Source organism: Amycolatopsis sp. cmx-4-61, from assembly GCF_046548775.1.
In the GTDB taxonomy this organism is placed as follows: Bacteria; Actinomycetota; Actinomycetes; order Mycobacteriales; family Pseudonocardiaceae; genus Amycolatopsis.
Map to the genome: position 1 here is coordinate 162,152 of NZ_JAEBEI010000014.1, position 25,516 is coordinate 187,667.

The 25,516-nt window shown below is 73.5% G+C and carries 17 protein-coding genes and 1 pseudogene; 6 read left to right on the forward strand and 12 right to left on the reverse strand.

Translation table 11 applies throughout. The annotated features are described in order from the left end of the window. Window positions 1–27: 27 nt before the first annotated feature. From ACLJOU_RS32365 to ACLJOU_RS32375, 3 genes are all read right to left on the reverse strand, one after another. Complete coding sequence (locus ACLJOU_RS32365; protein WP_410572759.1) at window positions 28–1,296, reverse strand: YeeE/YedE family protein; 1,269 nt, start codon at window positions 1,294–1,296, stop codon at window positions 28–30. A gap of 442 nt (window positions 1,297–1,738) precedes the next feature. After that, on the reverse strand, window positions 1,739–2,500 hold the full coding sequence (locus ACLJOU_RS32370) for a hypothetical protein (RefSeq protein ID WP_410572761.1): 762 nt from the start codon (window positions 2,498–2,500) through the stop codon (window positions 1,739–1,741). A 154-nt stretch (window positions 2,501–2,654) separates the two neighbouring features. Continuing rightward, window positions 2,655–3,488 (reverse strand): Bax inhibitor-1/YccA family protein, encoded by an 834-nt coding sequence (locus ACLJOU_RS32375; protein WP_410572763.1) that lies wholly within the window; start codon window positions 3,486–3,488, stop codon window positions 2,655–2,657. A gap of 316 nt (window positions 3,489–3,804) precedes the next feature. Here ACLJOU_RS32375 and ACLJOU_RS32380 point away from each other — a divergent pair, with 316 nt between their 5' ends. The 4 genes and pseudogenes from ACLJOU_RS32380 to ACLJOU_RS32395 form a co-directional block, all read left to right on the forward strand. Continuing rightward, entirely contained in the window at window positions 3,805–5,265 is a 1,461-nt protein-coding gene (locus ACLJOU_RS32380; protein WP_410572765.1) for a collagen binding domain-containing protein, read from the forward strand. A gap of 4 nt (window positions 5,266–5,269) precedes the next feature. Further along, complete coding sequence (locus ACLJOU_RS32385) at window positions 5,270–6,088, forward strand: class F sortase (RefSeq protein ID WP_410572767.1); 819 nt, start codon at window positions 5,270–5,272, stop codon at window positions 6,086–6,088. A gap of 102 nt (window positions 6,089–6,190) precedes the next feature. Then, on the forward strand, window positions 6,191–8,185 hold the full coding sequence (locus ACLJOU_RS32390; protein ID WP_410572769.1) for an SDR family oxidoreductase: 1,995 nt from the start codon (window positions 6,191–6,193) through the stop codon (window positions 8,183–8,185). A 147-nt stretch (window positions 8,186–8,332) separates the two neighbouring features. Continuing rightward, window positions 8,333–9,487 (forward strand): annotated as a pseudogene (locus tag ACLJOU_RS32395) (cell division protein DivIVA); the annotation flags it as partial. Between the two features lie 769 nt (window positions 9,488–10,256). Here the strand turns inward: ACLJOU_RS32395 and ACLJOU_RS32400 are convergent. Genes ACLJOU_RS32400 through ACLJOU_RS32415 form a run of 4 tightly spaced genes read right to left on the reverse strand, consistent with a single transcriptional unit; the run spans window position 10,257 to window position 12,766 of the window. Next, window positions 10,257–11,582: an amidase family protein gene (locus ACLJOU_RS32400; RefSeq protein ID WP_410572771.1), complete on the reverse strand. Its 1,326-nt coding sequence runs from the start codon at window positions 11,580–11,582 to the stop codon at window positions 10,257–10,259. Window positions 11,583–11,629: 47 nt separating this feature from the next. Next, window positions 11,630–12,232 (reverse strand): helix-turn-helix transcriptional regulator, encoded by a 603-nt coding sequence (locus ACLJOU_RS32405; RefSeq protein WP_410572773.1) that lies wholly within the window; start codon window positions 12,230–12,232, stop codon window positions 11,630–11,632. 46 nt (window positions 12,233–12,278) lie between these two features. After that, entirely contained in the window at window positions 12,279–12,524 is a 246-nt protein-coding gene (locus tag ACLJOU_RS32410) for a WXG100 family type VII secretion target (RefSeq protein ID WP_410572775.1), read from the reverse strand. Next, window positions 12,521–12,766, reverse strand: coding sequence for a WXG100 family type VII secretion target (locus tag ACLJOU_RS32415; protein ID WP_410572777.1), 246 nt, complete (start codon window positions 12,764–12,766; stop codon window positions 12,521–12,523). Before ACLJOU_RS32415 ends, ACLJOU_RS32410 begins: the two co-directional genes overlap by 4 nt. A gap of 293 nt (window positions 12,767–13,059) precedes the next feature. Here ACLJOU_RS32415 and ACLJOU_RS32420 point away from each other — a divergent pair, with 293 nt between their 5' ends. Beyond that, window positions 13,060–16,272 carry a BTAD domain-containing putative transcriptional regulator gene (locus ACLJOU_RS32420; RefSeq protein ID WP_410572959.1) on the forward strand — a complete coding sequence of 1,071 codons (3,213 nt, stop codon included), beginning with the start codon at window positions 13,060–13,062 and terminating at the stop codon, window positions 16,270–16,272. Between the two features lie 533 nt (window positions 16,273–16,805). After that, the gene (locus ACLJOU_RS32425) at window positions 16,806–20,435 is read left to right on the forward strand and encodes a BTAD domain-containing putative transcriptional regulator (protein WP_410572779.1); all 3,630 of its coding nucleotides are present in this window, start codon (window positions 16,806–16,808) and stop codon (window positions 20,433–20,435) included. Here the strand turns inward: ACLJOU_RS32425 and ACLJOU_RS32430 are convergent. Genes ACLJOU_RS32430 through ACLJOU_RS32450 form a run of 5 tightly spaced genes read right to left on the reverse strand, consistent with a single transcriptional unit; the run spans window position 20,394 to window position 25,365 of the window. Beyond that, window positions 20,394–21,791, reverse strand: coding sequence for a GH1 family beta-glucosidase (locus ACLJOU_RS32430; protein ID WP_410572781.1), 1,398 nt, complete (start codon window positions 21,789–21,791; stop codon window positions 20,394–20,396). The two genes, ACLJOU_RS32425 and ACLJOU_RS32430, sit on opposite strands and share 42 nt — an antisense overlap. Then, window positions 21,788–22,612, reverse strand: a complete 825-nt coding sequence (locus tag ACLJOU_RS32435) for a carbohydrate ABC transporter permease (RefSeq protein ID WP_410572783.1) — start codon at window positions 22,610–22,612, stop codon at window positions 21,788–21,790. Before ACLJOU_RS32435 ends, ACLJOU_RS32430 begins: the two co-directional genes overlap by 4 nt. Continuing rightward, a complete protein-coding gene (locus tag ACLJOU_RS32440; RefSeq protein ID WP_410572785.1) occupies window positions 22,609–23,514 on the reverse strand; it encodes a carbohydrate ABC transporter permease in 906 nt (301 codons plus the stop codon). The genes ACLJOU_RS32435 and ACLJOU_RS32440 overlap by 4 nt, the downstream gene beginning before the upstream one ends. A 6-nt stretch (window positions 23,515–23,520) precedes the next feature. Further along, window positions 23,521–24,777, reverse strand: a complete 1,257-nt coding sequence (locus ACLJOU_RS32445; RefSeq protein ID WP_410572787.1) for an ABC transporter substrate-binding protein — start codon at window positions 24,775–24,777, stop codon at window positions 23,521–23,523. Window positions 24,778–24,786: 9 nt separating this feature from the next. Beyond that, a complete protein-coding gene (locus ACLJOU_RS32450) occupies window positions 24,787–25,365 on the reverse strand; it encodes a response regulator transcription factor (RefSeq protein ID WP_410572789.1) in 579 nt (192 codons plus the stop codon). Between the last annotated feature and the right edge of the window lie 151 nt (window positions 25,366–25,516).

Consider the following 25,516-nt stretch of genomic DNA (forward strand, 5'->3'; position numbering starts at 1 on the left):
CACCCGGCGGGTGGGGGCCTCCGTCTGTCAGCAGACGCTGTCGGACGGCTCGGGGTTCGCCAGCCCGAACAGCGGGCGCAGCTTCAGGCCGAGCCACGTGCCGCCGAGGGCGAACACGCCCCACAGCCAGCCGTGCAGGCTGCCGGTGGAGATGCCGCCGAGGTACGCGCCGATGTTGCAGCCGCCCGCCATGCGCGCGCCGACGCCCATCAGGACGCCACCGAGGAGCGCCGCCACCGCCGTGCGCCACGGGATGGAACTGTGGATCTTCCACGCGCCCGCGGCCGCGGCGGCGACCGCCGCGCCGATCATGATGCCGATGTCGGTGAGGCTGGTCTTGTCCCGCCAGATCGGGCCGGCCAGCGACGCCGCGTTCGCCTTCTGGCGCCAGAACTCCCACGATTCCGGGTGCAGCCCGAACACCTGCAGGACCTTGGCGCCCCACAGGGCGAACGCGCTGGTGATGCCCCAGATCCCGCCGGAGACGAGGAACACGGCGGCGGCCAGCACGCCCAGCACGACCGCGCCGGCGAGCATCGGCCAGGAACCGCGGAAGACGCGGGCGAAGCCGCGCGCGGTCGGCACGACGTCCACCGGCGGCGGCGTCCGGCGGCGCTGCACCGCCCGGGTCACCAGGACGATCCCGGCGAGGACGGCGATGGTGATCGCCCACGAGCCGAACCAGCCGACGTGGTCGGCCAGCAGCACGCCCTTCAGTTCCGGCCAGCCGGACAGCACCGGGTACGCCCAGGTGTAGAGCACCGAGCCGAGGACGAACCCGCCGAGGGTGAGCACGATCGCGGACTGCCCGGAGCCGACGGCGAACAGCGTCCCGGACGCGCACGCGCCGCCCAGCTGCATGCCGATCGCGAAGAGCGTCGCGCCGACGAAGAGGGCGAGGCCGAGGGCGCCCGCCGTCGGCGCCGGCTTGCTGCCGAAGAGGCCGCTGCCGGTGCCCGCGATCAGCGCGATGAGCGTCGCGGCGGTGCCGAGCAGGACGGTGTGGGCCCGCAGCCCCTGCCCGTTGCCGACGGCGATCAGCTGCCGCCACGCCGAGGTGAAGCCGAACCGCGAGTGGAACAGCGCGAGCCCGAGGCCGAAGCCGAGCAACAGCAGGACGCCGGACTTGGCGCCCTGGCTCGCCCAGACGTACCAGGTGAGGCCGGCGGCAAGTACCCCGGCGACGGCCAGCGGGCCGGTCTTGACGGGGTCTTCCGGCCGCGGCACGGGCGCGGCGCAGGACGTGGGGAAGTCGAGGACCTTCTTGTCACCGATCGGGGATTCGGTCGTCGCCACCGGTACTCCAGGCTCGGGCGGGCAGGACGACCAAAAGCTAGATCGGGTGACGGGTCCGTCGCAGCCCGTCGCACACTGTGGGACGAACGGAGCAATCCGGATGCCCCCGAATGCTGCTGGCTCGTGTGGTGACCGACGCATCGGACAGGGCGCCGCCGCCACCACGCCGCGGGCGACGGAGCGCCGCCCATGGGATCGGGTCGAAAGCCGCCACCCGGCGCCGAGGCCGCGGCTGGGGGCTGGGCTGGGCTGGGCTGGGCTGGGCTGGGCTGGGCTGGGGATAAGGCTTCGGGGCCCCTGGCGGGCGGCCCCACCCACCGCGACCTGCCGCCGTCCGGCGACGCCCCGCCGCCATCCCGCGGGCGTCGGAACACCCGCACAGCCCCCGCACGCGGCGAAGGCCCCCTCACCACATGGTGAGGGGGCCTTCGTGAGACCACAGCTATTCGTTCGTCTTCACGCACATCGTCGTCGCCGGCTCCGGGTACACCGCCACGCGCGTTGCGTCGGTTCCTTCGCAGACGCTCTTGTCCGCCTGGCCCGTCACGACCTTCACCAGCTCGCCGTCCTTCGACGGGTCGGTGCACGGGACCTTCACGTAACCCTTGGTCTGGGACGTGAAGTTCGCCAGGCAGTCGCCCTGCTTCGCGTTGATCATCAGGCACAGCTTGTAGGAGCTGCGGCCGGTGACCGAGTAGGTGTCGTAGCCGGCGCCGGAGGAGCCGCCGGGGCAGGCCTCGGAAGCGGTCTCCAGCTTCTTGGCGATCTTGACGTTCGCCTTCGGGTCGTTGCAGTCGGCCTTCACCGGGTCGTCGCCGCCCTGGGTGAACTCGGTGATGGTGAGGCAGTCACCGGCGTTCGAGGTGGCCGGCGACTTCATGAAGGAGATGATCCCGACGGCGATGATCGCGAGCACCACGAGCGCACCGATGCCGCCCAGGATCAGCTTGGCCTTCGAGCGCTTCGGCGGGGCCGGCGGCGCGGGCGGGAAACCGGGCTGGCCGGGCGGGAAACCCGGCTGACCGGGCGCGAACCCCTGCTGGCCGGGCGGGAACTGCCCCGGGGGCGGACCGTACTGCCCCGGCTGGCCGTACTGCCCCGGCTGACCCTGCGGCTGCTGCGGCTGGCCGCCCGGCGGCGGACCGTAGGGATCGGGCTGACCCACCGGCTGCTGGCCCCCGGGGGCCGGAGGGGGAACGCTCACTGTGAACCTCACACATGTGAAATGAGAACCGACCGGCTCATCAAACACGCAGGGTGAGCGCCGTCCGCAGCGGGGTCCACAAATGCACGAATTACCCACAGAAAAGGCGCCCCGCCGGTTACGGAGCGCCTTCACTGCGGGACTGTCAGCCAGGTCAATCGCGGAAGTACGAGAGCAGCCGCAGGATCTCCAGGTACAGCCAAACCAGCGTCGTCATCAGGCCGAACGCCGTGTACCACGCCCACTTCGACGGCATGCCCTCGCGGATCATCCGGTCGGCCTGGTCGAAGTCGAGCAGGAAGCTGAACGCCGCGATGCCGATGCACAGGATGCTGAACGCGATGGCGAGCGGGCTGCCGTCGCGCAGCGGGTTGAACCCGAAGGCCAGCGAGCTGATCAGGTTGAACAGCATCAGGACCGCGACACCGACGACGGCGCCGACGATCCACTTGGTCAGCTTGGGCGTGACCTTGACCGCGCCCGTCTTGTAGACCACCAGCATGCCGATGAAGACACCCACGGTGCCGACGATCGCCTGCAGCGCGATGCCCGGGTAGATCACCTCGAACACGCCGCTCAGCGCACCGAGGAAGAGACCTTCGGCCGCCGAGTACGTCAGCGTCAGCGCGCCGCTGGGCTTCTGGCGGAAGATGATGACCAGCGAGACGACGAGGCCGACGACCAGGCCGGCGAGCATCACGCCGATGAGCGCACCGGACAGCCGGCCGGTGTCGGCCAGCTGGACCTGCGCCCAGATCGCCGTGATCACCCCGAACAGCAGCGCGGTACCGAGGGACAGACCCGTCTTGACGACGACGTCGTCGACGGTCATCGGGCGGTCGCCCTCACCGGAGGCCGTCCGGCCGGGGCCGTACCCGGGCACGCCGCCCTGGGGTTGGTTGAAGCCCACCGGGGGCCCGTACTGCCCGTAAGTCTGGGTTCCGCCGCTGGGCAGGTTGCGGAACGCCGGGTTGCTACTGGAACGCACCTGATCCTCCTGGATCTGCTGCTTCGTGGATCATCGCTGCATCGGGTTCAACGACCGCCGGGGACGAGCGGTTCCCGTCGAGTAAAGAACACTTTACTCGACGGCCGCCCACCGGCCGTGGACGACACGGTAAGCGACGGCCGCCACGACCGTTCGGCGACAGCCACCCGAAGAGCGGTACACAGTTTCGCTCCTTGACGCAACGCTCACTTCGCGTGCTCGGACGTTCACCGAACGCGCGTCGGGGACTTGATCAGTCGTGTGACCTGCACAGACGCGGGGCCATGCCGCGCGTCGAACGAAGGAGCATTGACACATGGGGTGGTCAGCACGCCCACGCGCGGGTGTTCGCGCGCTCATCGGTCTCGTCGCCGCGGCCCTGCTCGGCACGCTTTCCGTGACGGTCGGCGCGTCCCCGGCCGCCGCCGCCAGCCAGGAAGGCATCGGCCACCGGGTCGGCGGCCAGCAGGGTTCGGACCACCAGGTCTGGCTGGGGTCGTACGTCGTCGGCGGCCGGCAGGTGTTCTGCGTCAGCTTCCTGCTCCGGGCGCCGGACACCGACGAGCAGTACAAGCCCGGCGACGAACTGCTCACGAAGTGGGGCACGAAGCTGCCCGCCGAGGCCGCCGCGAACATCTCCTACCTGCTGCTGCGCTACGGCGACACCAAGGCCGCGGACGAGGCGACCGCGCTCGCGCACCTGCTGCACTCCTGGACCGCGGCGCCGCGCACCCCGGCCGACCTCGACCCGAGCCTGCCCGCGGACAAGATCGCCTACGACGCGCCAGGGCACCTCAAGTTCCTGCGCGACAACTTCCCGGCCGCGGCCGACGCCGTCGACCGGCTGAAGACGGACGCCGAAACCAACCGCGGGCCGTGGACCGCGTCGCTGACCACGCCGAAGGGCGACCAGCACCCCGGCGAGGCCGCCGAGTGGACGGTCACCGTGCAGAACGCCGGCGACAAGGGCGTCCCGGACGTCCCGGTGAAGCTGACGGCGACCGACGCCACCCTCGACGACGGGAAGGCGGACACCGCCTCCGGGAACTCGAGCCCGCAGGCCGCGGCGAAGGAAGTCACGCTCAAGACGGGCGCGGACGGCACCGTGCACGTGAAGCTGACCCCGGCCGGGGACCGGCCGAAGCTGGTGGCCGCGCTCTCCGCACCGGCCGACCGGCCGTACGTGCGGGTGCCGGTCGACACCAAGGTGCAGCGCGTGGTTTCCACCGGCGGCGAGAAGGAACTGACCGCCCAGGGCGTGGTCGAGGTGGCCAAGCCCGGCACCGTCCAGGTGACCAAGACGGACGCGAACACCGGCAAGGGCGTCGGCGGCGCCGTCCTGCGGATCACCGGCAAGGACCGGACGTCGGCCGCGCTCGGCCAGGACGGCAAGCCGCTCACCGGGGCCGACGGCAAACCCGTCGTCGTCACCACCGACGGCAAGACCGGCGGCGTGACGGTGGAGAACCTGCGCGCGCCGCAGGAAATCTGCGTCGTCGAGGCGAGCCCGCCGCCGGGCTACACGAACGCCTACGACCCGCAGAACCCGCCGTCGGCGTGCGGCACGCTGAAGCCGGGCGAGACCCTCGCGCTGACGGTGGCGAACAAACCGAACGAGGTCCCGCGCGCGATCCCGGCCGGCGACCAGCCGGTGGCGCTGGCCCGAGGAGCCGTCGAGACGCACTATTCCGCGCTGGGCCTGGCCGGACTCGGCCTGCTGGTGCTGCTGGCGGCCGGGCTGGCCGGTGCCGCCGCGCGGCGGGCGTCCCGGCGGTAACGGCGTGGCGCACCACGGCTGGCAGGGCGAAGACTGGTTCGCCGAGGAATGGCACCGGGGCACCGGCTGGGCGGCCGTCGACGACGAGCTGCCCGACGGCGACCCGGAGCCGCCCCCGCCGAAGCGCGGCCGGGGCCGGCTGCTCGCCGGCTTCGCGCTCGGCGCGGCGACGGTGCTCGCGGTGGAGTTCGGCTCCTCCGTGGTCACCGCGCCACCCGTGGCCGTCGTGGCCGGCACGGCACTGCCCGCCGCGGGCGCGGCCGCTGCCGCGGCTCCGGCGCCGTCCTCATCCCCGGCGGCGACGACATCCGCGGCTCCGGCCGCGCCGGCCGCACAGACGTCTTCCTCGGCGGCGCCACCGCCGTCCCCACCGCCGACCCGGCAGCAGCGGCCCGGCACCGTCCGGCTGCCCGCCGGCGGGACGGCGACGCTGGTGCGCATGGACCTCGGCCCCGGCGGCGAGCTGCCGATCCCCGCGGACCTCGGGCAGGCGACGTGGTGGGGCGCGTCCCTCGACGCGGCGAGCGGGGCGAGCGTGTTCGCCGGCCACGTGAACTGGCGGGGCGCGACCGGGCCGTTCGCCGAGCTGTGGTCGGCCAGGATCGGCGCCGAGGTGACCATTGTGGACAGTTCGGGCAAGACGTGGCGGTACCGGATCTCGCAGCTGGTCACGGTGCACAAGAGCGACCTGCCGGCGCGCGCGGACTACCTGTTCGGCCCGTCCGGCCCGCACCGCGTGGTCCTGGTGACGTGCGGCGGCCGGTGGGTCGGCGGCTCGGACGGCTACGAGGAGAACCGCGTCGTCATCGCGGACCCCGCATAAGTTACCCGTGGGTAACATCACGTTTCGACACGGTGGTCGCGGGCGACGCCATGCAGCACAATGCCCAGGGTCAGGGCTGTGGCGGCGAGAGGTGTGAGTCAGATGGCGACGTTCTTGGTGACCGGGGCGACCGGACTGATCGGCCGTCACTTCACCCGGCTGCTGCTCTCCCGCCCCGACGACGACCGCGTCGCCCTCGTGGTGCGCGCGTCCTCGCGGGCCAGGCTGGCCGCGCTCGTCGACCAGTGGCCGCACTCCGACCGCGTCACGCTCGTCACCGGCGACCTCGGCGAGCCGCTGCTCGGCGTGTCCGAAGCGGACCGGGAGCAGCTGCGCGGCAGTGTCGACCACATCGTCCACCTCGCCGCGCTCTACGACCTCACCGCCGACGACGAAGCCAGCGTCAAGGCCAATGTGGACGGGACGCGGGCCGTCGTCGACCTCGCCGCGGACCTGCGCGCGGGCTGCCTGCACCACGTGTCGTCGGTGGCCGTCGCGGGCGACCACGAAGGCGTGTTCACCGAGGAGATGTTCGACGCCGGGCAGCGGCTGGTCACGCCGTACCACCGGACCAAGTTCGAAGCCGAGAAGATCGTCCGCGAGCAGGACCGGGTGCCGTGGCGGGTGTACCGGCCCGCCGTCGTCGTCGGGCACTCCGAGACCGGCGAAATGGACAAGATCGACGGCCCGTACTACCTCTTCCCGGCGATCAACCGGCTCGCCGGGCTGCCCGACGTGCTGCCGGTCGTCGGCCCGGACCTGGGCGACACCAACATCGTGCCGGTCGACTACGTCGCCAAGGCGCTGCTGGAGCTGGTGGTCAAGCCGGGGCTCGACGGCCGCGCCTTCCACCTGGTCAACCCCGAGCCGCAGCCGGTCGTGTCGGTGTACAACGCCTTCGCGCGGGCCGCGGGGGCGCCGACGATCACCGTCCAGCTGGGCGAGGGCATCTCGAAGCGGATCGTCGGGCTGGTCAAGCTGACCGAGCACATCCCCGGTGTCACCATCGCGCGCGACGCCGTCCTCGAGCGGTTCGGCATCCCGCCGGTGCTGCTGGACACGATGGCGTTCCCGTCGGTGTTCTCCTCGGCCGAGACGCGCAAGGCGCTGGCCGGCACCGTGGAAGTCCCGCGACTGGAGGAGTACGCGCCGACGCTGTGGCGCTACTGGCGCGAGCACCTCGACCCCTTCCGCGCGCGCAAGCACGGCCCGCGCGGTGAGCTGGACGGCCGCCGCGTGATCATCACCGGCGCGTCCTCGGGCATCGGGCGGGCGACGGCGCTGAAGGTCGCCGCCGCGGGCGGTGTCCCGCTGCTCGTCGCGCGCCGCCAGCACGAGCTGGAAGAGGTCCGCGACGAGATCGTCGCCGCCGGCGGCACGGCGTCGGTGTACCCGGCCGACCTGACCGACGAGGACTCGCTGCGCAAGGCCGTCGACGCGATGCTGGCCGAGCACGGCCGGATCGACATGCTGGTGAACAACGCCGGCCGGTCGATCCGCCGGTCGATCAAGCTGTCCTACGACCGGATGCACGACTACGAGCGCGCGATGGCGATCAACTACTTCGGCGCGGTCCGGCTGATCCTCGCGGTGCTGCCGCACATGTCGGAGCGCAAGTTCGGGCACATCGTGAACGTGTCGTCGATCGGCGTCCAGGGCATCGCCCCGCGCTTCTCCGCGTACGCGGCTTCGAAGGCGGCGCTGGACTACTTCTCGCGCATCGCGGCGACCGAGACGCACGGCGACGGCATCACGTTCACCACCATTCACATGCCGCTGGTGCGCACCCCGATGATCCGCCCGACGAAGATCTACGACGCGTTCCCGACGAAGTCGCCGGAGCAGGCCGCGGACATGGTGATGAAGGCGCTCGTCGAGCGGCCGAAGCACATCGGCACCCCGGCCGGGCAGGCGATCGGACTGGCCTACACGCTCACGCCGGGCCTCACCGACGCGATCGCGTACCAGGGTTTCCGGATCTTCCCGGATTCGGCCGCGGCGGGCGGTTCGGGCGAGCTCAAGATCGGACGTGGCGAGAAACACCTCTCGCGCGCGGCGATGGCGCTGGCCCGGCTTTCCCGCGGGTTCCACTGGTGACTCCGTCCCGCTGGTCAGCGCGGATGCCGGTTTTCAAGCTCACTCTGCGTTCCCCGGGTGAGGCCATTCCGGCGACAGCGCGACACGTGTCAGTGATTCGTTAAGCCGGACGGCGGAGGCGGCGGGTGCCCGGGTACGGTCGGGCGCATGGTTTCTGAGCGCGACCCCGCCGCAACCGCCCTCAACGGCCTCCTCCCCCTCCGTCGTGAGTACACCCAGGCCTGGCACGGTTTCGACCGCAACGAGGTCCGGCAGTACCTCGACCACGTCGAAGCCCAGCTGCGCCGCGTGCTCAGCGAACGCGACGCCGCCGCGGCCCAGGCCGCGGCCGCGGCCCGAGAGGTCGAGTCCGTCCGGCAGCAGGTCGCGGCGCTCGAGGCACGCGTCGAGGAGCTGAAGAAGCCGCCGGAGCGGCTGGAGGACCTCGACGAGCGGATGCAGCGCACGGTGACGCTCGCGCAGGCCCGCGCGGACGAGATCATCAAGCGCGCCGAGGTGGCCGCGGAGAAGACGTGGGCGTCCTCGACGGAGGCGTCGACGAAGCTGCGCGAGCGGTACACGAAGCTGGTCGCGGAGCTGGACAAGCAGGCCGACCTGCTGCACTCCGAGCACGAGGCCGCGCTGGCGGAGACGCGCGCCGAAGTCCAGCGGCTGACGATCGAGGCGGCCCAGCGGCGCGAGCTGCTGGACAACGAGGCCGAGCGGAAGCGCCGGAAGCTGGAGCGCGAGTTCGAGGCGGCCCAGGCGGCCGAGAAGGCGGCGCTGGAGAAGCACATCGCGGACCAGCGCACGGCGAGCAAGAACCAGGCGGAGCGCCGGATCGCGGAGGCGACGGCCGAGGCGAAGCGGCGCCTGGACGAGGCCACGGCGGAGGCCAAGCGCCGGCTCGACGAGGCAACCACCCAGGCAGCCCAGCGCACGACGGCGGCCAACCGCAAGGTCGAGCGCCTGGCGGAGATCCGCGAGCAGGCCCGCAAGAGCCTGGCGATGGCGGAGGACATCCTCAACCGCAGCGAGACGCAGCTGGCGGCACTGCCGGAGGAGGCGGTGATCCCCCAGGCCTCGAGGCTGGTCGGCGGAGATGCGGACTCGGCGACAACCCCGGCGGCACCGGTCGTACCGGTGGTGCAGCCGACGCTCCCGAAGGCGGCGGTGCAGCCCGCGGGAGCGGCGGCGGCGCAGCCGGCGGGAGCGGCGCAGGCCGCAGGAGCGGCGGCGCAGCCGGCGGGAGCGGCGCAGGCCGCAGGAGCGGCGGCGCAGCCGGCGGGAGCGGCGCAGGCCGCAGGAGCGGCGGCGCAGCCGGCGGGCGCGGCGCAGGCCGCAGGAGCGGCGGGTGCGGCGGCGCAGCCGGTGGGCGCGGCGCAGGCCGCAGGAGCGGCGCAGGCTGCGGGAGCGGCGCAGGCCGCAGGAGCGGCGGGTGCGGCGGCGCAGGCCGCTGCGGCGGGGCAACCCGCAGGGGCGCAGCCGGCGGCAGTGCAGCCTGCGGGAGCGGCGGCGCAGGTCGCTGCGGCGGCGCAGCCGGGGCAGCCCGCAGGAGCGCAGCCTGCGGGAGCGGCGCAGGCCGCGGGGGCGACTGTGGAACCGAAGGCGACGCCTCAGGCCGTGGCGGCGAAGCCCGCGGCAGCTCCGAAGCCCGCGCCGCAGGCGGCGAAGCCCGCTCCGGCTCCCAAGCCGGCGCCGCAGGCGAAGCCGGCGAACTCGAACGGCCCGGCGACCAAGCCGGCGAACGGCAACGGCGCGAAGCCGCTGTCGCCGACGGGGAGCAAGCCGAGCTCCTGAGCTCTGCGGCTCCAGGGCCAAGCTCACCCGGCCGGAATCGCTGGCCGGCAAGGAACATCCGGTGAAGGCCGCGTTGCGGGACTACGAGTCCCCGACGCGGCCTTCACCGCGTTCCGGGCCTGAGCAGCCCCCGTTTCCCACGCTACCGGCAGGCACCGACAGTTCCGGATTCGTCGGCGCCGGCACAAGCGCCCCAAGGCCGCCTTGGTTGCGTCAGACGCACCCATGGCGGCCTTGGGTGCTCCTCCCATGCCCCACCGCCACCCTCACCGAAGGCCACATCGGGGTGCGTTCAGTTGCGGGCCGTACGGGGCCAGGGATTCGCCGCCTCCAGCTGGGCCGCCAAACCCAGGAGCAGGGACTCGCCGCCCGGGCGGGCCACCAGCTGGACCGACGTGGGCAAACCCGACACCACCGACCGGCCCGCCGGGACCGTGATCGCCGGATAACCCGCGAAGTTCCACTGGCCCGTGAAGCCCGCCAGGCGCGTCGACGGCAGGACGTTCGCCAGCCAGCCCTTTTCGTGCCAGCGGCCCACCTTCACCGGCCAGTGCGACAACGTCGGCGTCAGCAGCACTTCGTGCGTCGCGAAGAACTCCTCCGCGCGGGCGATCCACCGGTCGCGCGGGCGCGGGTGGAGCAGGCCCGCGCGCTCGGCCAGGCGGCCCGCGCGGATGTGGGCTCGCGTCCGGCGCTGCAGCCGCGAGATGTCGAAGTCGCGGGCCTGGACCGCCGGGCCAGCCAGCCAGCGGGCCGTCATGCCCAGGACCATCGTCGCCGGGTACCGCGGGGCCGCCGGGGCGATCGCGTGCCCGGCCGCCGCCAGGTGGCCCGCCGCCGTCGAGACCGCCGCCACCAGCTCCTTCGGGACCGGCGTGTGCAGCACCGGCACCGTCGTCGACATCCCGATCCGGACCGCGGACGGCGACGGGACCGAAGCCAACGCAGGCGCATCGGCCAGCACCGACAGCAGCAACGCCGTGTCCGCGACCGTCGTGGCCAGCGGCCCGTGCACCGACATGCCGAACCAGCCGCCCTCGGCCAGCAGGTCCGCGCCCGGCTTCAAGCCCACCAGGCCGCACATCGCCGCCGGGAGGCGCACCGAACCCATGCCGTCCGAACCGTGGGCCAGCGGGACCAGCCCCGCCGCCACCGCCGCCGCGCTGCCGCCGGATGATCCGCCCGCGGCGTACGTCGGGTCCCACGGGTTGCGGGCGATGCCGTCGGGGGTGTCGCTCATCGGCCAGATGCACAGCTCCGGCACCCGCGTCAGCCCGACGATCACCGCACCCGCGGCCCGCAGCCGCGCCGCGATCACGCCGTCCGCGCCGGCCGGCGCGGACGATCCCGCCTGCGAACCGTGCGACGCGTACTCGCCGGTCAGCTCCGTGACGTCCTTGACGGCGACGGGCACCCCGGCCAGCGGCAGCGACGCGAGATCCGGCCGCGCGGCGACCTCGGCGGCTTCCTTCCGCGCCTCCTCGGCGCGCACCCGGCGGAACGCGCCGACGACGCCGTCCGCCGCGGCGATCCGGTCGAGGGCCTCCTCGGTGACCCGCACCGGATCGAGGTTCCCGGCCCGGACCGAGGCCGCGATCTCCACTGCCGTGAGCGCCATGACCGGACCCTAGCCCACGAAAAGGTGACAGCGGCAGAGAAAACGTCTCAGATTGCGCCGGCTCGCAGCGCGTAGGCGACGGCGTGGGCACGATTGTTCAGGCCGCAGCGCGTCATCAGGCCGTACAGCACGTTCTTCACGGTCCGCTCGGAGTAGCACAGCTTCGCCGCGATCTCCTCGGTCCCGAAGCCCTCGGCGACCAGCCGCAGCACGTCGCACTCACGCGCCGCGAGCCCGGAAAGCGTCAGCCCGTTCGGCTCGAGGACGTCCTTGCGCATCCGCTGCACCTGCGCGAGCAGCGCGCCCTGCAGCCGCGGCGGCAGGTTCGCCGTGCCGTCGCCCGCGGCGAGGACCGCCGTCACCAGCTCCGCGCCGCCCGTCTCGCGGCGCGGCAGGATCGCCACCACCCCGCACTCCAGCGCCGCCATCAGGTCGCTCTCGCGGAAGTGCTCGACGACCAGCACGACGTGGGACGCCTTGGCCGCCCGGATCTGGCCCAGGACGGTCTCGGTGACGTGGTCCTCCATCACCAGCAGCACGTCCGGCACGAGGTCGGTCAGCCGGACGTCGGGATGGTTGTCCAGCAGGCTCACCGCGCCGGCGTGCGTGATCGGGTCCGAGGCGAGGACGCTCACTTCGACGGGCTTCATGCGCGCAGTGTGGCCGACGTGTCTTCACGCCTTCCCTATTCCTTCTTCACGCCCGTGAAGAAAGCTCCCCGAACGCCGCCCGCGCCCGCTCCAGGCACCCCGGCATCCGCCCGGCCGCGCGGGCCCAGTCGCGCTGGGCGCGCCGGTACTCCTCCCGGGCCTCCGGCGGCCAGCCGGCCAGCTCCGGCTCGACCCGGGCCTCCAGGTCGGCCAGCAGTTCGCCGAGGTCTCCGGTGATGGCGGCCATCCGGTCCAGCACCAGATCGGCGAAGCCGAAATCGAGCCGCGTCACGGCAGGCGCGGCCGCGGCATCGGGCCGCCGGTCGCCTCCAGCAGCTCCGCCAGCCGCGACAGGATGACGTCGTACTCCTGCTCCCAGTCGCGCATCGCCTGGCCGAACCGCACCGACGCCTCACCGCGCCACGACGCCTGCGTCATCGCCATCTCGCTGTTGACGGCACGCAGGTGGGACCGGGCCGTATCGAGCGCGGACGCGAGGCAGGCGGCGGCCCGCTGCATGTCTTCGGTCGGCATCCGCGGCTCCTCTCGGGCTCCCCGAGGGTGGCGCAGGCCGCGGCGGCGCGGAACCCCGCACGCGCGCGCGTTGCCCGAATGTCCGCCATCCTTGCCTGCCGGTTCACGGTGTCCGCGTATGCTCACGGCAGGCATCCGGCGCGTGACGATTCGTCGCGCACGAAGGGAGACCGATGTCGGCCGCGGACAGCTCCGCACTGCCTCCCTCCGGGGCCGGGGCGCAGCCCCCGGCCGGGGGGCAAGCCCCCCTGGACCCCCCGACAGCAGCATTGCGACTCCAGCTGTTGGGACCCTTGAAGGCCTGGCAGGGCGACACGGAGCTGGACCTCGGCTCCGCGCACCGGCGGACCGTCCTCGCCGCACTGGCGATGCACCCGAACCGCACGGTTTCGCGCGAGGAGCTGATCGACGCCGTCTGGGGCGACGCGCCGCCGCAGAGCGCGCAGGGCTCGATCTACACCTACGTCTCCGGGCTGCGGCGCGCGCTGGAACCCGGCCGCGCCAAGGGCGAGGGTCCGCAGTTGCTCGCGTCGATCGGTTCCGGCTACTCGCTGCGCCTCGACGCCGAAGCGATCGACGTCCACCGGTTCGAAACCCTGCGCGAGCAGGCACAGCGCCGGCAGGCCGCAGGCGACCTCCGCGGGGCCCGCGAGACCTTCGACGAAGCGCTGGCGCTCTGGCAGGGCGTTCCGCTGTCCGGCCTGCCCGGGCCGTTCGCCGCCGCCCAGCGCGCCCGGCTGACCGAGGTGCGGCTCGCGACCGTCGAGCGGCGCGCCGAGGTCGTGCTGGAGGCGGGCGGGCACACCGAACTCGTCGCCGAGCTGACCGCGCTGACCCGCGAACACCCGTTCCGCGAGACGGTGCACGGACTGCTCATGCGGGCCCTGGTCCGGGCCGGGCGGCGGACCGAGGCGATCGCGGTCTACGCCGACATCCGCGACCGGCTCGTCGAGGCGTCGGGCACCGAACCCGGACCCGCCCTGCGCCGGCTGCACGACGAGCTGCGGGAAGGACCCGCCGCGGCGCCGGAACCGAACCCGGCGCCGGTCCGGCGGCCGGCGCGGCTGCCGGCCGCGGCGCTGCCCGAGCGGGCGGACACCTTCGTCGGCCGGGAAGCCGAACTCGACCGCCTGCACGAGGCCGTCGTCGGCCTCGGTGCCGGCGAGGGCCGGTCGGTGTGGCTGGAGGGCGAGCCGGGCAGCGGCCGGAGCGCGCTGCTCGCCGAGCTGCTCACCGCGGCGCGGGACTTCGACCCCGCCTTCGCCGCCGCGGACGCGCTGGACCAGCGGTTCGCTCTGCGGCCGTTGCTCGACGCACTGGGCGTGCACCCGCGCGCCACCGACCCGCGCCGAGCCGCCCTGGCCGCGCGGCTCGCCGGACAGTCCGGCGAAGACCCCGTCGACGACGTGCTCGGGCTCGTCCGCGAGCTGTGCGCGGAAGCCCCGCTCGTCCTCGTCGTCGACGACCTGCAGTGGGCCGACGACGCCACGCTGCACGTCTGGCGCTACCTGAGCCGGGAGACACGGCAGCTGCCGCTGCTGCTCGTCGGCGCGTGCCGTCCGGTGCCGCGACCGGCGGCGCTCGACGACCTGCGGGCTGAACTTGACAACGATGACATCACCGTCCTGACCCTGCCGCCGCTGGCCGAGGAAGCCACCCGGGAGCTGGCGACCGAGCTGGCGGGCGCGCCGCCCGGGCCGGGGCTGCAGTTGCTGGTTTCCTACGCGGCCGGGAACCCCCGCTACGTCCGGGAAATCGTCGGGACGCTGCTCGCGCAGTCGATGATCGTGCTCGACGGCGTCCACGCGCACCTCGACGGCAATGCGTGCCAGACCATCCCGCCGCCGCTGGGCTCGCGGATCACCCTCTACCTGAGCTTCCTCTCCAGCGGGACCCGCGACACGCTGCGCTGGGCGGCGCTGCTGGGCCACGAGTTCTCGCTGTCGGACATCGCCGTCGCGACCGAACGGCCGCCGACGGCGCTGGTCGGGGCGGTCGACGAGGCGATCACGTCCGGGGTGCTCGTCGAATCGGGCGACCGGCTGGCGTTCCGGCACCCGCTGGTGCGCCGGGTGCTGTACGAAAAGACGCCCGCCGCGATGCGGGTCGCGCTGCACCGGCAGCTGGCCGAGGCCTTCGCCGCCGCGGGCGCGCCCGCCGAACGCGTCGCCGGGCAGCTCGCCGCCGCGCCCGCGCAGGTCGACCCGTGGGTCACGGCGTGGCTGCTGGAGCACATCGGCACGGTGGCCACCGAGACGCCGCGGGTCGCCGTCGACCTGCTGCGCCACGCCGTCACGCAGGGCACGCTGCCGCCGGACGCGCGCGAGACGCTGACCGCGACCCTGGCCCGGCTGCTGTTCTGGCTCGGCCGGGAGCCGGAAGCCGAGGCGCGCTCGGTGGTGGCGCGGACGTCCGACAGCAGGCGCGCGGCCGAAATGCGCTGGATCCTGGCCTACGTCTACTACCGCCGCGGCGACTTCTCCGAGGCGACGGCCGAGCTCAAGCGGACGCTCGACGACGCCGACGTCCCGGAGATGTGGCGCGGGCGCCACGAGGCACTGCTGGGCACGCTGGCGAAGCTCGGCGACGAGACGGCGCTGGCCCCGGCCGGGCTGCACCCGCTGGACGACGCGGCGCTGGCTGTGCCGAACCTCGACAGCCTCGAGGACGCCGCCGAGCCGCTCGACGCCGCCCGGCGGATCGCCGCGACCCGCGCGGTGCCGGGCGAGATGCACCTGGCCGGCGCGGTGCACTACTACTGGCTGGGCCGCTGGCCCGAGGCGCTGGCCGAGCTGGACGCGGTCATCCGCGACGGCGCGGAGACGGCGTCCTACGTGCTGCGCAGCCCGGGCTCGGCGCTGCTGGTCCACGGCGTCGGCGCGCTGATCGCCGGGCACCGCGGCGATCCGGGCCAGGCCAGGACGCACCTGGACGCGGCGGACCGCCGGCAGTGGCCGCCCGGGCTGGAGCCGGACGGCGGCGACTTCCTGCTCGCGGCGCGCGCGTTGCTGGCCGAGCAGGAGGGCAGGCCGGAGGCGGCGCTGGCGGCGCTGTCGCCCCTGCTGGAGGACGACCACCCACCGGCGGCCCGCCACCAGTGGCTCCCCGACCTGGTGAGGCTGGCGTTGTTCCTCGGCGACCGGCAGCGGGCGGAGGAGGCGGTGCGCCTGCTCGAGCCGGAGGGCGAGATCCCCCCGGCCCACGCGGCGGCGGCCGCGCACTGCCGCGGCCTGGCGACGGGCGACCCGGCCCCGGTCCTGACGGCGGCGGGGCACTACCGGGCGGCCGGCCGGGTGCTGAAGGAGGCGAAGGCCACGGAGGACGCGGCGATCCTGCTGGCGGTGTCGGGCGAGTTGGCCCAGGCACGCACGGCGTTCCGGGCGGCCCTGACGGCGTACACGGGAATGGGCGCGACGTGGGACGTCCGGCGCGCGGAGGCCCGGATGCAGCCGTTCGGCATCCGGCGGGCCCATCCGGCGCGGTCGCGGGCCACTGCGGGGGGATAACGGGACGCGGGCTTCGCACGCTCGGCTGGGCGGCGGCTTCGAGCGGTTTCGGACCGGGCGGGTTGCTGGGGCGGACAGGGCGGGCGCTGGCCGGGCCTGGCGGTCTTCGGACCGGGCGCGGTGGTGGGGCAGGCAGCGCGGGTGCTGGCCAGGCTTGGCGGTTTGGGACCGGGCGGGGTGCTGGGCTTCGCCTCGGCCGCTCCATCCGGGTGGTCAGCTACGGCTGCGCCATAGCCAGGCCAGCTCGCTCTGCCTTACCCGCGCCACGCTGCCGCCGGGACACCCCCGCGGCTCCTCGGCCCGCGCCGCTCGGGCGCAACGCCTCGCCCCCTGCCCGCTCCACCCCGCCGCCCCTCGGCCCGCGCCGCCCGCCGCAACCCCCTCCACCCCGCACCCGCCGAAGGTCGGGAGTTGCGGTTGAACGCGCAACCTTGCCCGGGGCTGTCACGTCGGTAAGGTCACCGGAGTAGCCGGTAGCGAATGTCCCTGGGGGATGGGGTCTGGGCGGATGTCCCAGAGGGGACGGCAACGACATGCCAGCGGATGCGGACACCGGCCTGCGGGTGGGTGTGCTCGGCCCGCTGCGGGCCTGGCGCGGGGCGGCCGAGATCGGCCTCGGTCCCGCTCGTCAGCGTGCCCTCTTCGCGGTGCTCGCCGTCAATGCCGGGCGGCCCGTTCCGCGGGCCGAACTGATCGCCGGCGTCTGGGGCGACTCCGCGCCGGCCAGTGTCGAAGGCAGCGTGCACACCTACGTCTCCGGGTTGCGGCGGGCGCTCGAACCGGACCGGTCGCGGTGGTCGGCCGCCAGTGTCCTCGTGTCGGACCCCGCCGGGTACTCGCTGATCCTCGGCGAAGACGCGCTCGACGCCGCCCTGTTCGAACGGCACCGCGAACGCGCGCAGCGGCTGCTCGACCGGGGCGATCCGCGGGCCGCCGTCACCGAGCTCGACGACGCTCTCGCCCTCTGGCAGGGCGAGGCCCTCTCCGGGGTGCCCGGCGGGTTCGCCGAGCGTCACCGCGAACACCTCGCCGAGCTGCGGCTGGACACCCTCGAACGGCGGGCGCAAGCCGTGCTCGCCCTCGGCGGGCACCTCGATCTCGCGCCGGAGCTGGCCGTGCTCGCCGGCGAACACCCGCTGCGCGAGTCGCTGCGGGAGTCGCTCATGCTCGCCCTCTACCGCAGCGGACGGCCCGCCGACGCCCTCGACGTCTTCCGCGACGCCCGCGCCACCCTCGTCGCCGAACTCGGCGTCGAACCCGGCCCGGGGCTGCAGCGGCTCCAGCGGCAGATCCTCGCCCAGGACCCCGCTCTCGACGCGCCCGCGGCGCCCGTCGTCGTCACCGGGCACCGGCTGTACGGCCGAAGTGCCGAAACGGCGAAGCTGGCCGAGCTCGTCGCCGACGTCCGCGCCGGGCGCGGGCGGGCCGTCTGGATCGAGGGCGACGCCGGGATCGGGAAGTCCGAGCTGCTCACCAGCTCGCTGCCGGACGGCCCCGGCTTCCAGCGGCTCTGGGCCGCCGCCGACGAGCTCAGCACCCGGTTCCCGCTGCAGGTCGTGCTGGAGTGCCTGGCCATCGACGTGCACTCGCCCGACCCGCGGCGGGCGCGGGTGGCCAAGGAGCTCGCGGGCGAAGGAGCGGCGCGCCGCTCCTGGGGGCCGGCCGACCCGGTGCTCGGCGCCGTCGACCGGCTGCTGGCCCTGGTTGACGAGCTGTGCGCGCAGTCGCCGCAGGTGCTGGTGATCGACGACCTCCAGTGGGCCGACGAAGCGTCCGTGCTGGTCTGGCACCGGCTCTGCGCGGCGACCAGGCAGCTGCCGCTGCTGCTGGTGGCCGCGACCCGCCCGGCGCCGGACCGCGCCGAACTCGCCCAGCTGCGCCGCGGTGTCCAGGCACGGGACGGGGTCGTCCTCGACCTCGCGCCGCTGACCGGCGACGACGTCGACAAGCTGATCGAGGACCAGCTCGGCGCCCCACCCGGGCCGGGACTGCGCGAACTCGCCGCCCGCGGGGCCGGGAACCCGTTGTACGTCAAGGAAATGGTCGACGTCCTGCGGCGGGCCGGTGCGGTCGCGGTGGCGGGCGGCCACGCCGACGTCGACGATCCCGCGGAGTTCGAGGCGCCGCGGTCGCTGGTCGCCGCGGTCGACCGGCGGCTGGACTTCCTGACGTCGCGGACGCAGGAAGTGCTGCGCTGGGGCGCGCTGCTGGGCATGGAGTTCGCCGTCGGCGACGTCGCCGCGGTGCTCGGCTCGCGGCCGTCGGACCTGCTGGCGCCGCTCGAGGAAGCCGTCGCGGCGAACGTCCTCATCGACACGGGGACCCAGCTGGCGTTCCGGCACCCGCTGCTGCGCCAGGCGCTCTACGACCGGCTGCTGGCCGGGACGCGCGCGGCGCTGCACCGGCAGGCCGCCGAGGCGCTCGCCGGGATCGGCGCGCCGGTGAAGCGCGTCGCCGAGCAGCTGGTCGCGGCACCGGCCACAGTGGACGAATGGGTGCTGGACTGGCTCGCCGCGCACCACGCCGCCGTGTCGACCCGGGCGCCGCTGATCGCCGTCGAGCTGCTGGAACGCGCGCTGGCCGCGTGCTCCGGCAGCGACCCGCGCCGGGAGACGCTGCTGGTCGCGCTGGTCAAGGTGCTGTTCCGGCTGGAGCGCAGCCCGGAATCCCTGGCCCAGCAGGCACTCGACGCCGCCACCGACCCGGACGCCGCCGAGGAGATGCGGCACGTGCTCGCGGCGCTGCGGCACCGGCGTGGTGACACCGAGGGCGCCGTCGCGACGCTCGCCGCGTCCGTCGACGACCCGGCCGTGCCCGAGCTCTGGCGGGTCAAGCACCGGCAGCTGCTGGCGAACTTCCGCCGGGGCGATCTGTCCGATCTGGACACCGCGGAACGGACCGCGCGTGAGACGAAAGCGCTCGCCGGCGGCGACCGCTACCTGACCGCGCACGCGCTGCAGTCGTTGTGGCTGGTCGATTCGGTGCGCCGCGAGCACGACCGCGCGCTCGCCCACATCGACGCGGCGATCGAAGCCGTCGGCGACGAGCACGAACTGGCCGACCTGCACCTGGACCTGCTCGACAACCGCGTGTTCACGCTGCAGAACCTCGATCGCCTGGCCGAAGCGGGCGACGCCCTGCGCGCGGCGGGCGAAGTCGCGGCGCGGCACGCGCTGCCGGTCGGGCTGCAGGTGTCCGCCGCGGTGCACCGGTACTGGGAGGGCCGCTGGGACGAGGCGCTGGTCGAACTGGATGCGGTCATCGAGGACGGACCGGCGATCACGTTCTACGGCCTGCGCGAGCCAGGCCCGGCAGCGCTGCTGCTGCACGGCGTCGCGGCGCTGATCGCGGGCCGCCGTGACGACCGCGCCCAGGCCGCGGCCCACCTGGACGCGGCGGAGGAGTACGCCCCGGCGACCGGCGCCGAGCGCGAGAGCTTCGACTTCCTGCTGGTCGCCGACGCCCTGGCGGCCGAGCAGCGCGGCGACCGGGTCCGCGCGCTGGCGGTGCTGGAGCCGATCCTGAACCCGACGTACGCGCAGATGATGCTGCGGCACCAGTGGCTGCCGGCGTTCGTGCGGCTGGCGATGGAGCAGGACGACGTCACCCGCGCCCGCCGCGCCTTGGCGGTGTGCGAGGAGGAAGCGGCGAAGGAGCGACGTCCGGCGCGGGCGCACGCGGCGGTGTCGTGGTGCCGCGGCCTGATCGACGAGGACCCGGCGCCCGTGCTGGCGACGGCGGAGCACTTCCGCGCGGTCGGCCGCCGCCCGGAACTGGCTGCGGCGCTGGAGGACGCGGCCGTGCTGCTGGCGCGCGCGGGCCGCTTGGACGCGGCGCACGCGGCGTTCGAAGAGGCGGCCGAGCTGTACACGACGTTGGCGGCACGCTGGGATCTCCGCCGGGCGGAAACCCGGTTGCGCCGCCTCGGTGTGCGCCGGGGTGCGCTGTTCTCCCCGATCCGGCCGGGCCACGGCTGGGAGTCGCTGACGCCGATCGAGGTCCGGATCGCCGGGCTGGTCGCGCAAGGGCGGTCGAACCCGGACATCGCGGCGGAACTGTCCCTGCCGCGGCGGACGGTGCAAGCCCACGTGGCCCGGCTGCTGGGCAAGCTGGAGACGCCGTCACGCTCGGGCGTCGCCGACGCCTTCCGCCGGCGCAGCTAGCGCGTTGGCCCGGGCGACCCGGCCGAGGAAGCGGCCCGACTCCTTGACCGTCCGCTGCTGCGTCTCGAAGTCGACGTGCACCAGGCCGAACCGCTGCGTGTAGCCCATCGCCCACTCGAAGTTGTCCAGCAGCGACCACGCGAAGTACCCACGCACGTCGGCGCCGAGCCGGATCGCGTCGTGGACCGCCCGCAGGTGCTCCATCAAGTAGTTGACGCGCGCCGCGTCGAACACGCGGCCGTCGACCACCTTGTCCACAAAGGACGCACCGTTCTCGGCCACCACCAGCGGCAGGCCACCGGAGCGGTCGTGGATCCAGCGCAGGAGGTCGGTGAGCGTGCCGGGGGCCTGCTCCCAGCCGAACGCCGTCAGGGGCGGTCGGGCGGGCAGGACGTCCAAGCCGCGCAACCCCGGCAGCGGGCAGTTGCCCGGCGCGTGCGGGTCTTCCAGCGGGGTCACGCGCGCCGGGGCGTAGTAGTTCACGCCCAGCCAGTCGATCGGGGCGGCGATGACGTCGGTGTCGCCGTCGCGGACGGCCGCGGCGAAACGGCCGCCGTGGTGCTCGGTGTCGGCCAGGACGTCTTCCGGGTAGCCGCGGCCCAGCACCGGGTCGAGGAAGAACCGGTTGTGGATGCCGTCGAACTTCCTGGCCGCCTCCCGGTGGGCCGGGGTGTCGCCGTCCGGGATGGCCGGGGCGAAGTTCAGCGCCAGCGAAAACTCGTGGCCCGGCCGGGCCTGCTCGGTGAGGGCCCGCGTCGCCAGGCCGTGCGCGAGCAGGAGGTGGTGGGCCGCGACGAGCGCCGTGTCGTGGTCCCGGACACCGGGGGCGTGCACGCCGCTGCCGTAGCCGAGGAACGCCGCGCAGAACGGCTCGTTGATCGTCGTCCACTGGTGCACGCGGTCGCCGAGCGCGTGGTGCACGACCGCGGCGTAGTCGGCGAACCGGGCGGCCGTGTCACGCTCCGGCCAGCCGCCGTCGTCTTCCAGGGCCTGCGGCAGGTCCCAGTGGTAGAGGGTCAGCACCGGCACGATGTCCTGGCTGAGCAGTTCGTCGACCAGCCGGTCGTAGAAGGCGAGCCCGGCCGCGGACGTCGTCCGGCCGTCCGGCATCACCCGCGGCCACGCGACCGAGAACCGGTAGGCGTTGAGGCCCAGGCCGGCCAGCAGGCCGATGTCCTCGGCGTAGCGGTGGTAGTGGTCGCAGGCGACGGCGCCGGTCGCACCGCCGAGCACCGTGCCGTCGGCCGCCGCGAAGGTGTCCCAGACGGACGGCCCGCGGCCGCCCTCGGTCACGGCGCCTTCGACCTGGTAGGACGCGGTCGCCGCGCCCCACAGGAAACCCGCCGGGAAGGTCATACCGGTGCCCCTCTCAGGATGCCCCGCACGATGTGGCGGCCCAGCAGCAGGAACAACGCGATGACGGGCACGACGGCGACGGTCGCGCCGGTGAGCATCAGCGCGTAGTCGGTGTAGTAACCGCTGGCCAGCTGCGACAGGGCGACCTGCACGGTCGGCGTCTCGTTGGGGTCGAGGACCACCAGCGGCCAGAAGTAGTCGTTCCACGTGGCCATGAACGTCAGCATCGCGAGCACCGCGGCCGGCGCGTGGAGGGCGGGGACGGCCACGTGCCAGTACGTGCGCAGGACCGAGCAGCCGTCGACGGTCGCGGCGTCGACGAGGTCCGGGCCGATCGCGTTCTCGCACGCCTGGCGCATCCAGAACACGCTGAAGGCGCTCACCAGCGCCGGCACGATCACCGCCTCGAGCCGCCCGTACCAGCCGAGGTCGCCGACGACGAGGTACAGCGGGATCACGCCGAGCTGCGCCGGCACCATCGCCGAGCCGACCACCAGCAGGAACAGCGTGTTGCGGCCCCGGAACCGCAGTCGCGCGAAGGCGAACCCGGCGAGGCTCGCCAGCACCACGTTGGCCACCGTGACGGTGCCCGCGACGATCAGCGAATTGCCGATGGCGAGCCAGAAGTCGACGGTGTCGAACACGCGCCGCACGTTCTCGGCCAGGTGCCCGCCCGGCAGCAGCAGCGGCGACGTCTCCCCGATCGCCGAGTTGTCCCGCGTGGCCACGACGAACGACCAGTACAGCGGGAACACCGACGCGCCGAGCACCCCGACCAGCACCGCGTACACCCAGCCGCCCGGCCGGCGCCGCGCCGTCACGCCGACCTCACGAACCGGCGCACCAGCCGGTAGTTGACCAGGGCGAACCCCGCGCAGATGACGAACAGCACCCAGGTCAGCGCGGCCGCGTAACCGGCGTCGAAGTGCGTGAACCCCTTCTCGTACAGGTACATCACCAGCGTCTGGAACTGGCGGTCGTTGCCGCCGGTCCCGGCCGAGCCCCCGGCGTCGAACAGCTGCGGCTCGGCGAACAGCTGCAGGCCGTTGACCGTGCCGGCGATGGCGGTGAACGCCAGCGCGGGCCGGATGCCGGGCACGGTGATCGACCAGAACGTCCGCCACCGCGAGGCGCCGTCGAGCTCGGCGGCCTCGTACAGATCGCCGGGAACGGCCTGCATGGCGGCCAGGTAGATCAGGGCGTTGTAGCCGGTCCAGCGCCAGAGCACCATGCTCGCCACGGCGACGTGGGACGACCACGTCGTCGCCCGCCAGTTGACCGGCGCGACCCCGATCCAGCCGAGGACCTCGTTGACGACGCCGTAGTCACGGCTGAACAGTTGCCCGAACACGAGCCCGACGGCGACGACGGACACGACGTTCGGCAGCAGCACCCCGGTGCGCCACCAGGTCGCGCCCCGCAGCGGCCGGTCGAGCAGCGCCGCGATGCCCAGCGCCAGCAGGAACTCCGGGACGGCGGCGAGCAGGAAGATGGAGACCGTGTTGGCGAGCGCGTTGTAGAAGTGCGGATCGGTGAGCAGGTCGCCGTAGTTGGCCACGCCGAAGGCGCCCTGATCGCCTTCCAGCAGGTTCCAGTCGTGGAGCGACACCCACGCCGTGTACAGCAGCGGAAAGGCGCCGAAGACGACGAAGAGCGCGAAAAAGGGCGCGACGAGCAGCAGCGGCGTGACTGCGCGGTCGAAACGGGCGAGCCGGTGCTGCACGCGCGGCTACTTCAGGGCGGCTTGGGCCTGCTGGACGGCTTTCGCCCAGGCCTGGTCGACGGTCTCGGTCCGTTCCTCGATCCGCCCGAGAGCGCGGCCGAACTCGGGCCGGACGTCGGCGTCCCGCAGGCCGCGGTAGTTGGGACGCAGCTGGTCGGCCGAGGCGGCGAAGATCCGCCCGATCGGCGCGTCCCCGAAGTACGGGTCGGTGTGCGCGACGACCTGGGGATCCTGGTAGACGGCGGGCTCGCTGGGCAGGATGCCGTCGGAGAGGAAGAGTTTCTTCTGCTGCTCCGGGGCGGTCAGCCAGCGGGCGAGCTCGTAGGCCTCCTTCTGGTGCGCGCCCTGCTTCGGCACGGTCAGGAACGAGCCGCCCTGGTTGCCGCTCCTGCCCGGCACGGTGGTGACGTCCCACTTGCCGCGGCCGGCGTCCCCACCGGCTTCCTTGATCTGGCTGAGCATCCACGCGGGACAGGCGACGGTGGCGAAGGAACCCTGCTTGATCGCCACGTTCCAGGCCTGGGTGAACGTGGTCGCCGCCGCCGTCTGCCCCTTCGCGGCCAGGCCGCCGGAGAGGAAGAAAGCCGTGCGCACGCTCGGGTTGCGGTCGGCGATGAAGGAGTCGTCTCGCTGGGAGAAGTAGTTCTCCGGCGACTGGTTGAGCATCGCCGTGTAGACGGTCCCGGCGGAGTCGGTGAACTTCACGTTCGGCGTCTTGCCCGTGAACCGCTCCGCGGTGGCCGCGTAGGCCTCCCAGTCCGGCATCAGCTTCGCGACCTCGGCACGGTCGGTCGGCAGGCCCGCGGCCTGGAACAGATCACGCCGGTAGCAGAGGGCGAGGCTGCCCATGTCCGTGCCGAGGCCCAGGACGAAGGCGCCGTCGGTGCCCTGCGCCCACTTCCACGGCACCCACTGCTTTTCGAGGTCACGGGCACCGTAACCGGCGAGATCGGCGAACTTGTCCTTCGCTTTCCGGTACTGCGGCATGTACTGCTCTTCGATCGCGACGACGTCGGCGGCGCCGTGCCCGGTGGCGAGCTGCGTCGCGAGCCCCTTGTGGTGGGTGTCGAAGTCGGTGACGCGGTTCTGCACCGTGATGTCCGGGTGCAGCTTCTCGTACTCGGCGATCAGGGGCGCGTAGCCGAATTCACCGAAGGTCGCGATGGTGAGCTTCGTCTTCTCCCCGGCGTCACCCGGACTGCAGGCGGCGAGCGGGATCAGCGCGGCCACCACGAGCGCGGTCCGGCGGGCGATCGTTCGCAACAGGCTTCCTCAGATCACACCGGCCCGCACGGCGTACGCGACCGCGTGCGGCCGGTTGCGCAGGTTGAGCCGGTTGGTCATGGCGTAGATGACGTTCTTCACGGTCCGTTCCGAGTAGCAGAGCTTGCCCGCGATCTCGGCAGTGTCCCAGCCTTCGGCCATCAGGCGAAGCACATCCACCTCGCGCGGCGTCAGCGCCGCGCCACCACCCGCTCCGGCCAGCGCCTCCACCTGCTCGCGCAGCGACGACGAGCGGCCCTGCGCCGCGGCGACCACGGTCGCGCTGAGCCTGTCGAGCGCGGTCCGCGGCAGCACCGCGGAGACGTGGCAGTCGGCGAGCAAACCCACGTGCGCGGGGTCGACGTGCCCGGCGACCAGCACGATCGCGGCCGGTGACTCGGCAGCCGCGGCCCGCAGCGCGGTGACGGCCTCCCGGTCGACCTCCCCGACGGCGAACACCAGCACGGCCGCCTCGCCCCGGCGGGCGCGGGGCAGGACCAGCAGCTCCGGGCGGGACTTGAGGTGGTTGATCAGCCCGGTCAAGGCGATCGGATCGGACGCCCACGCCGCCACTCGCACCTGGTCCATGGAACCCTCCCCGCCCACGACGAAACCTGACTGCGGCCAGTCTGCGGAGAACGCCTTCACGAATTCTCTAAGGGGCGCCCGGCCATTCTTCACACCGTGAAGTTTGGCCGTCGACTACGGTCGAGGGGACCACGAACGAGTGAAGGGACCG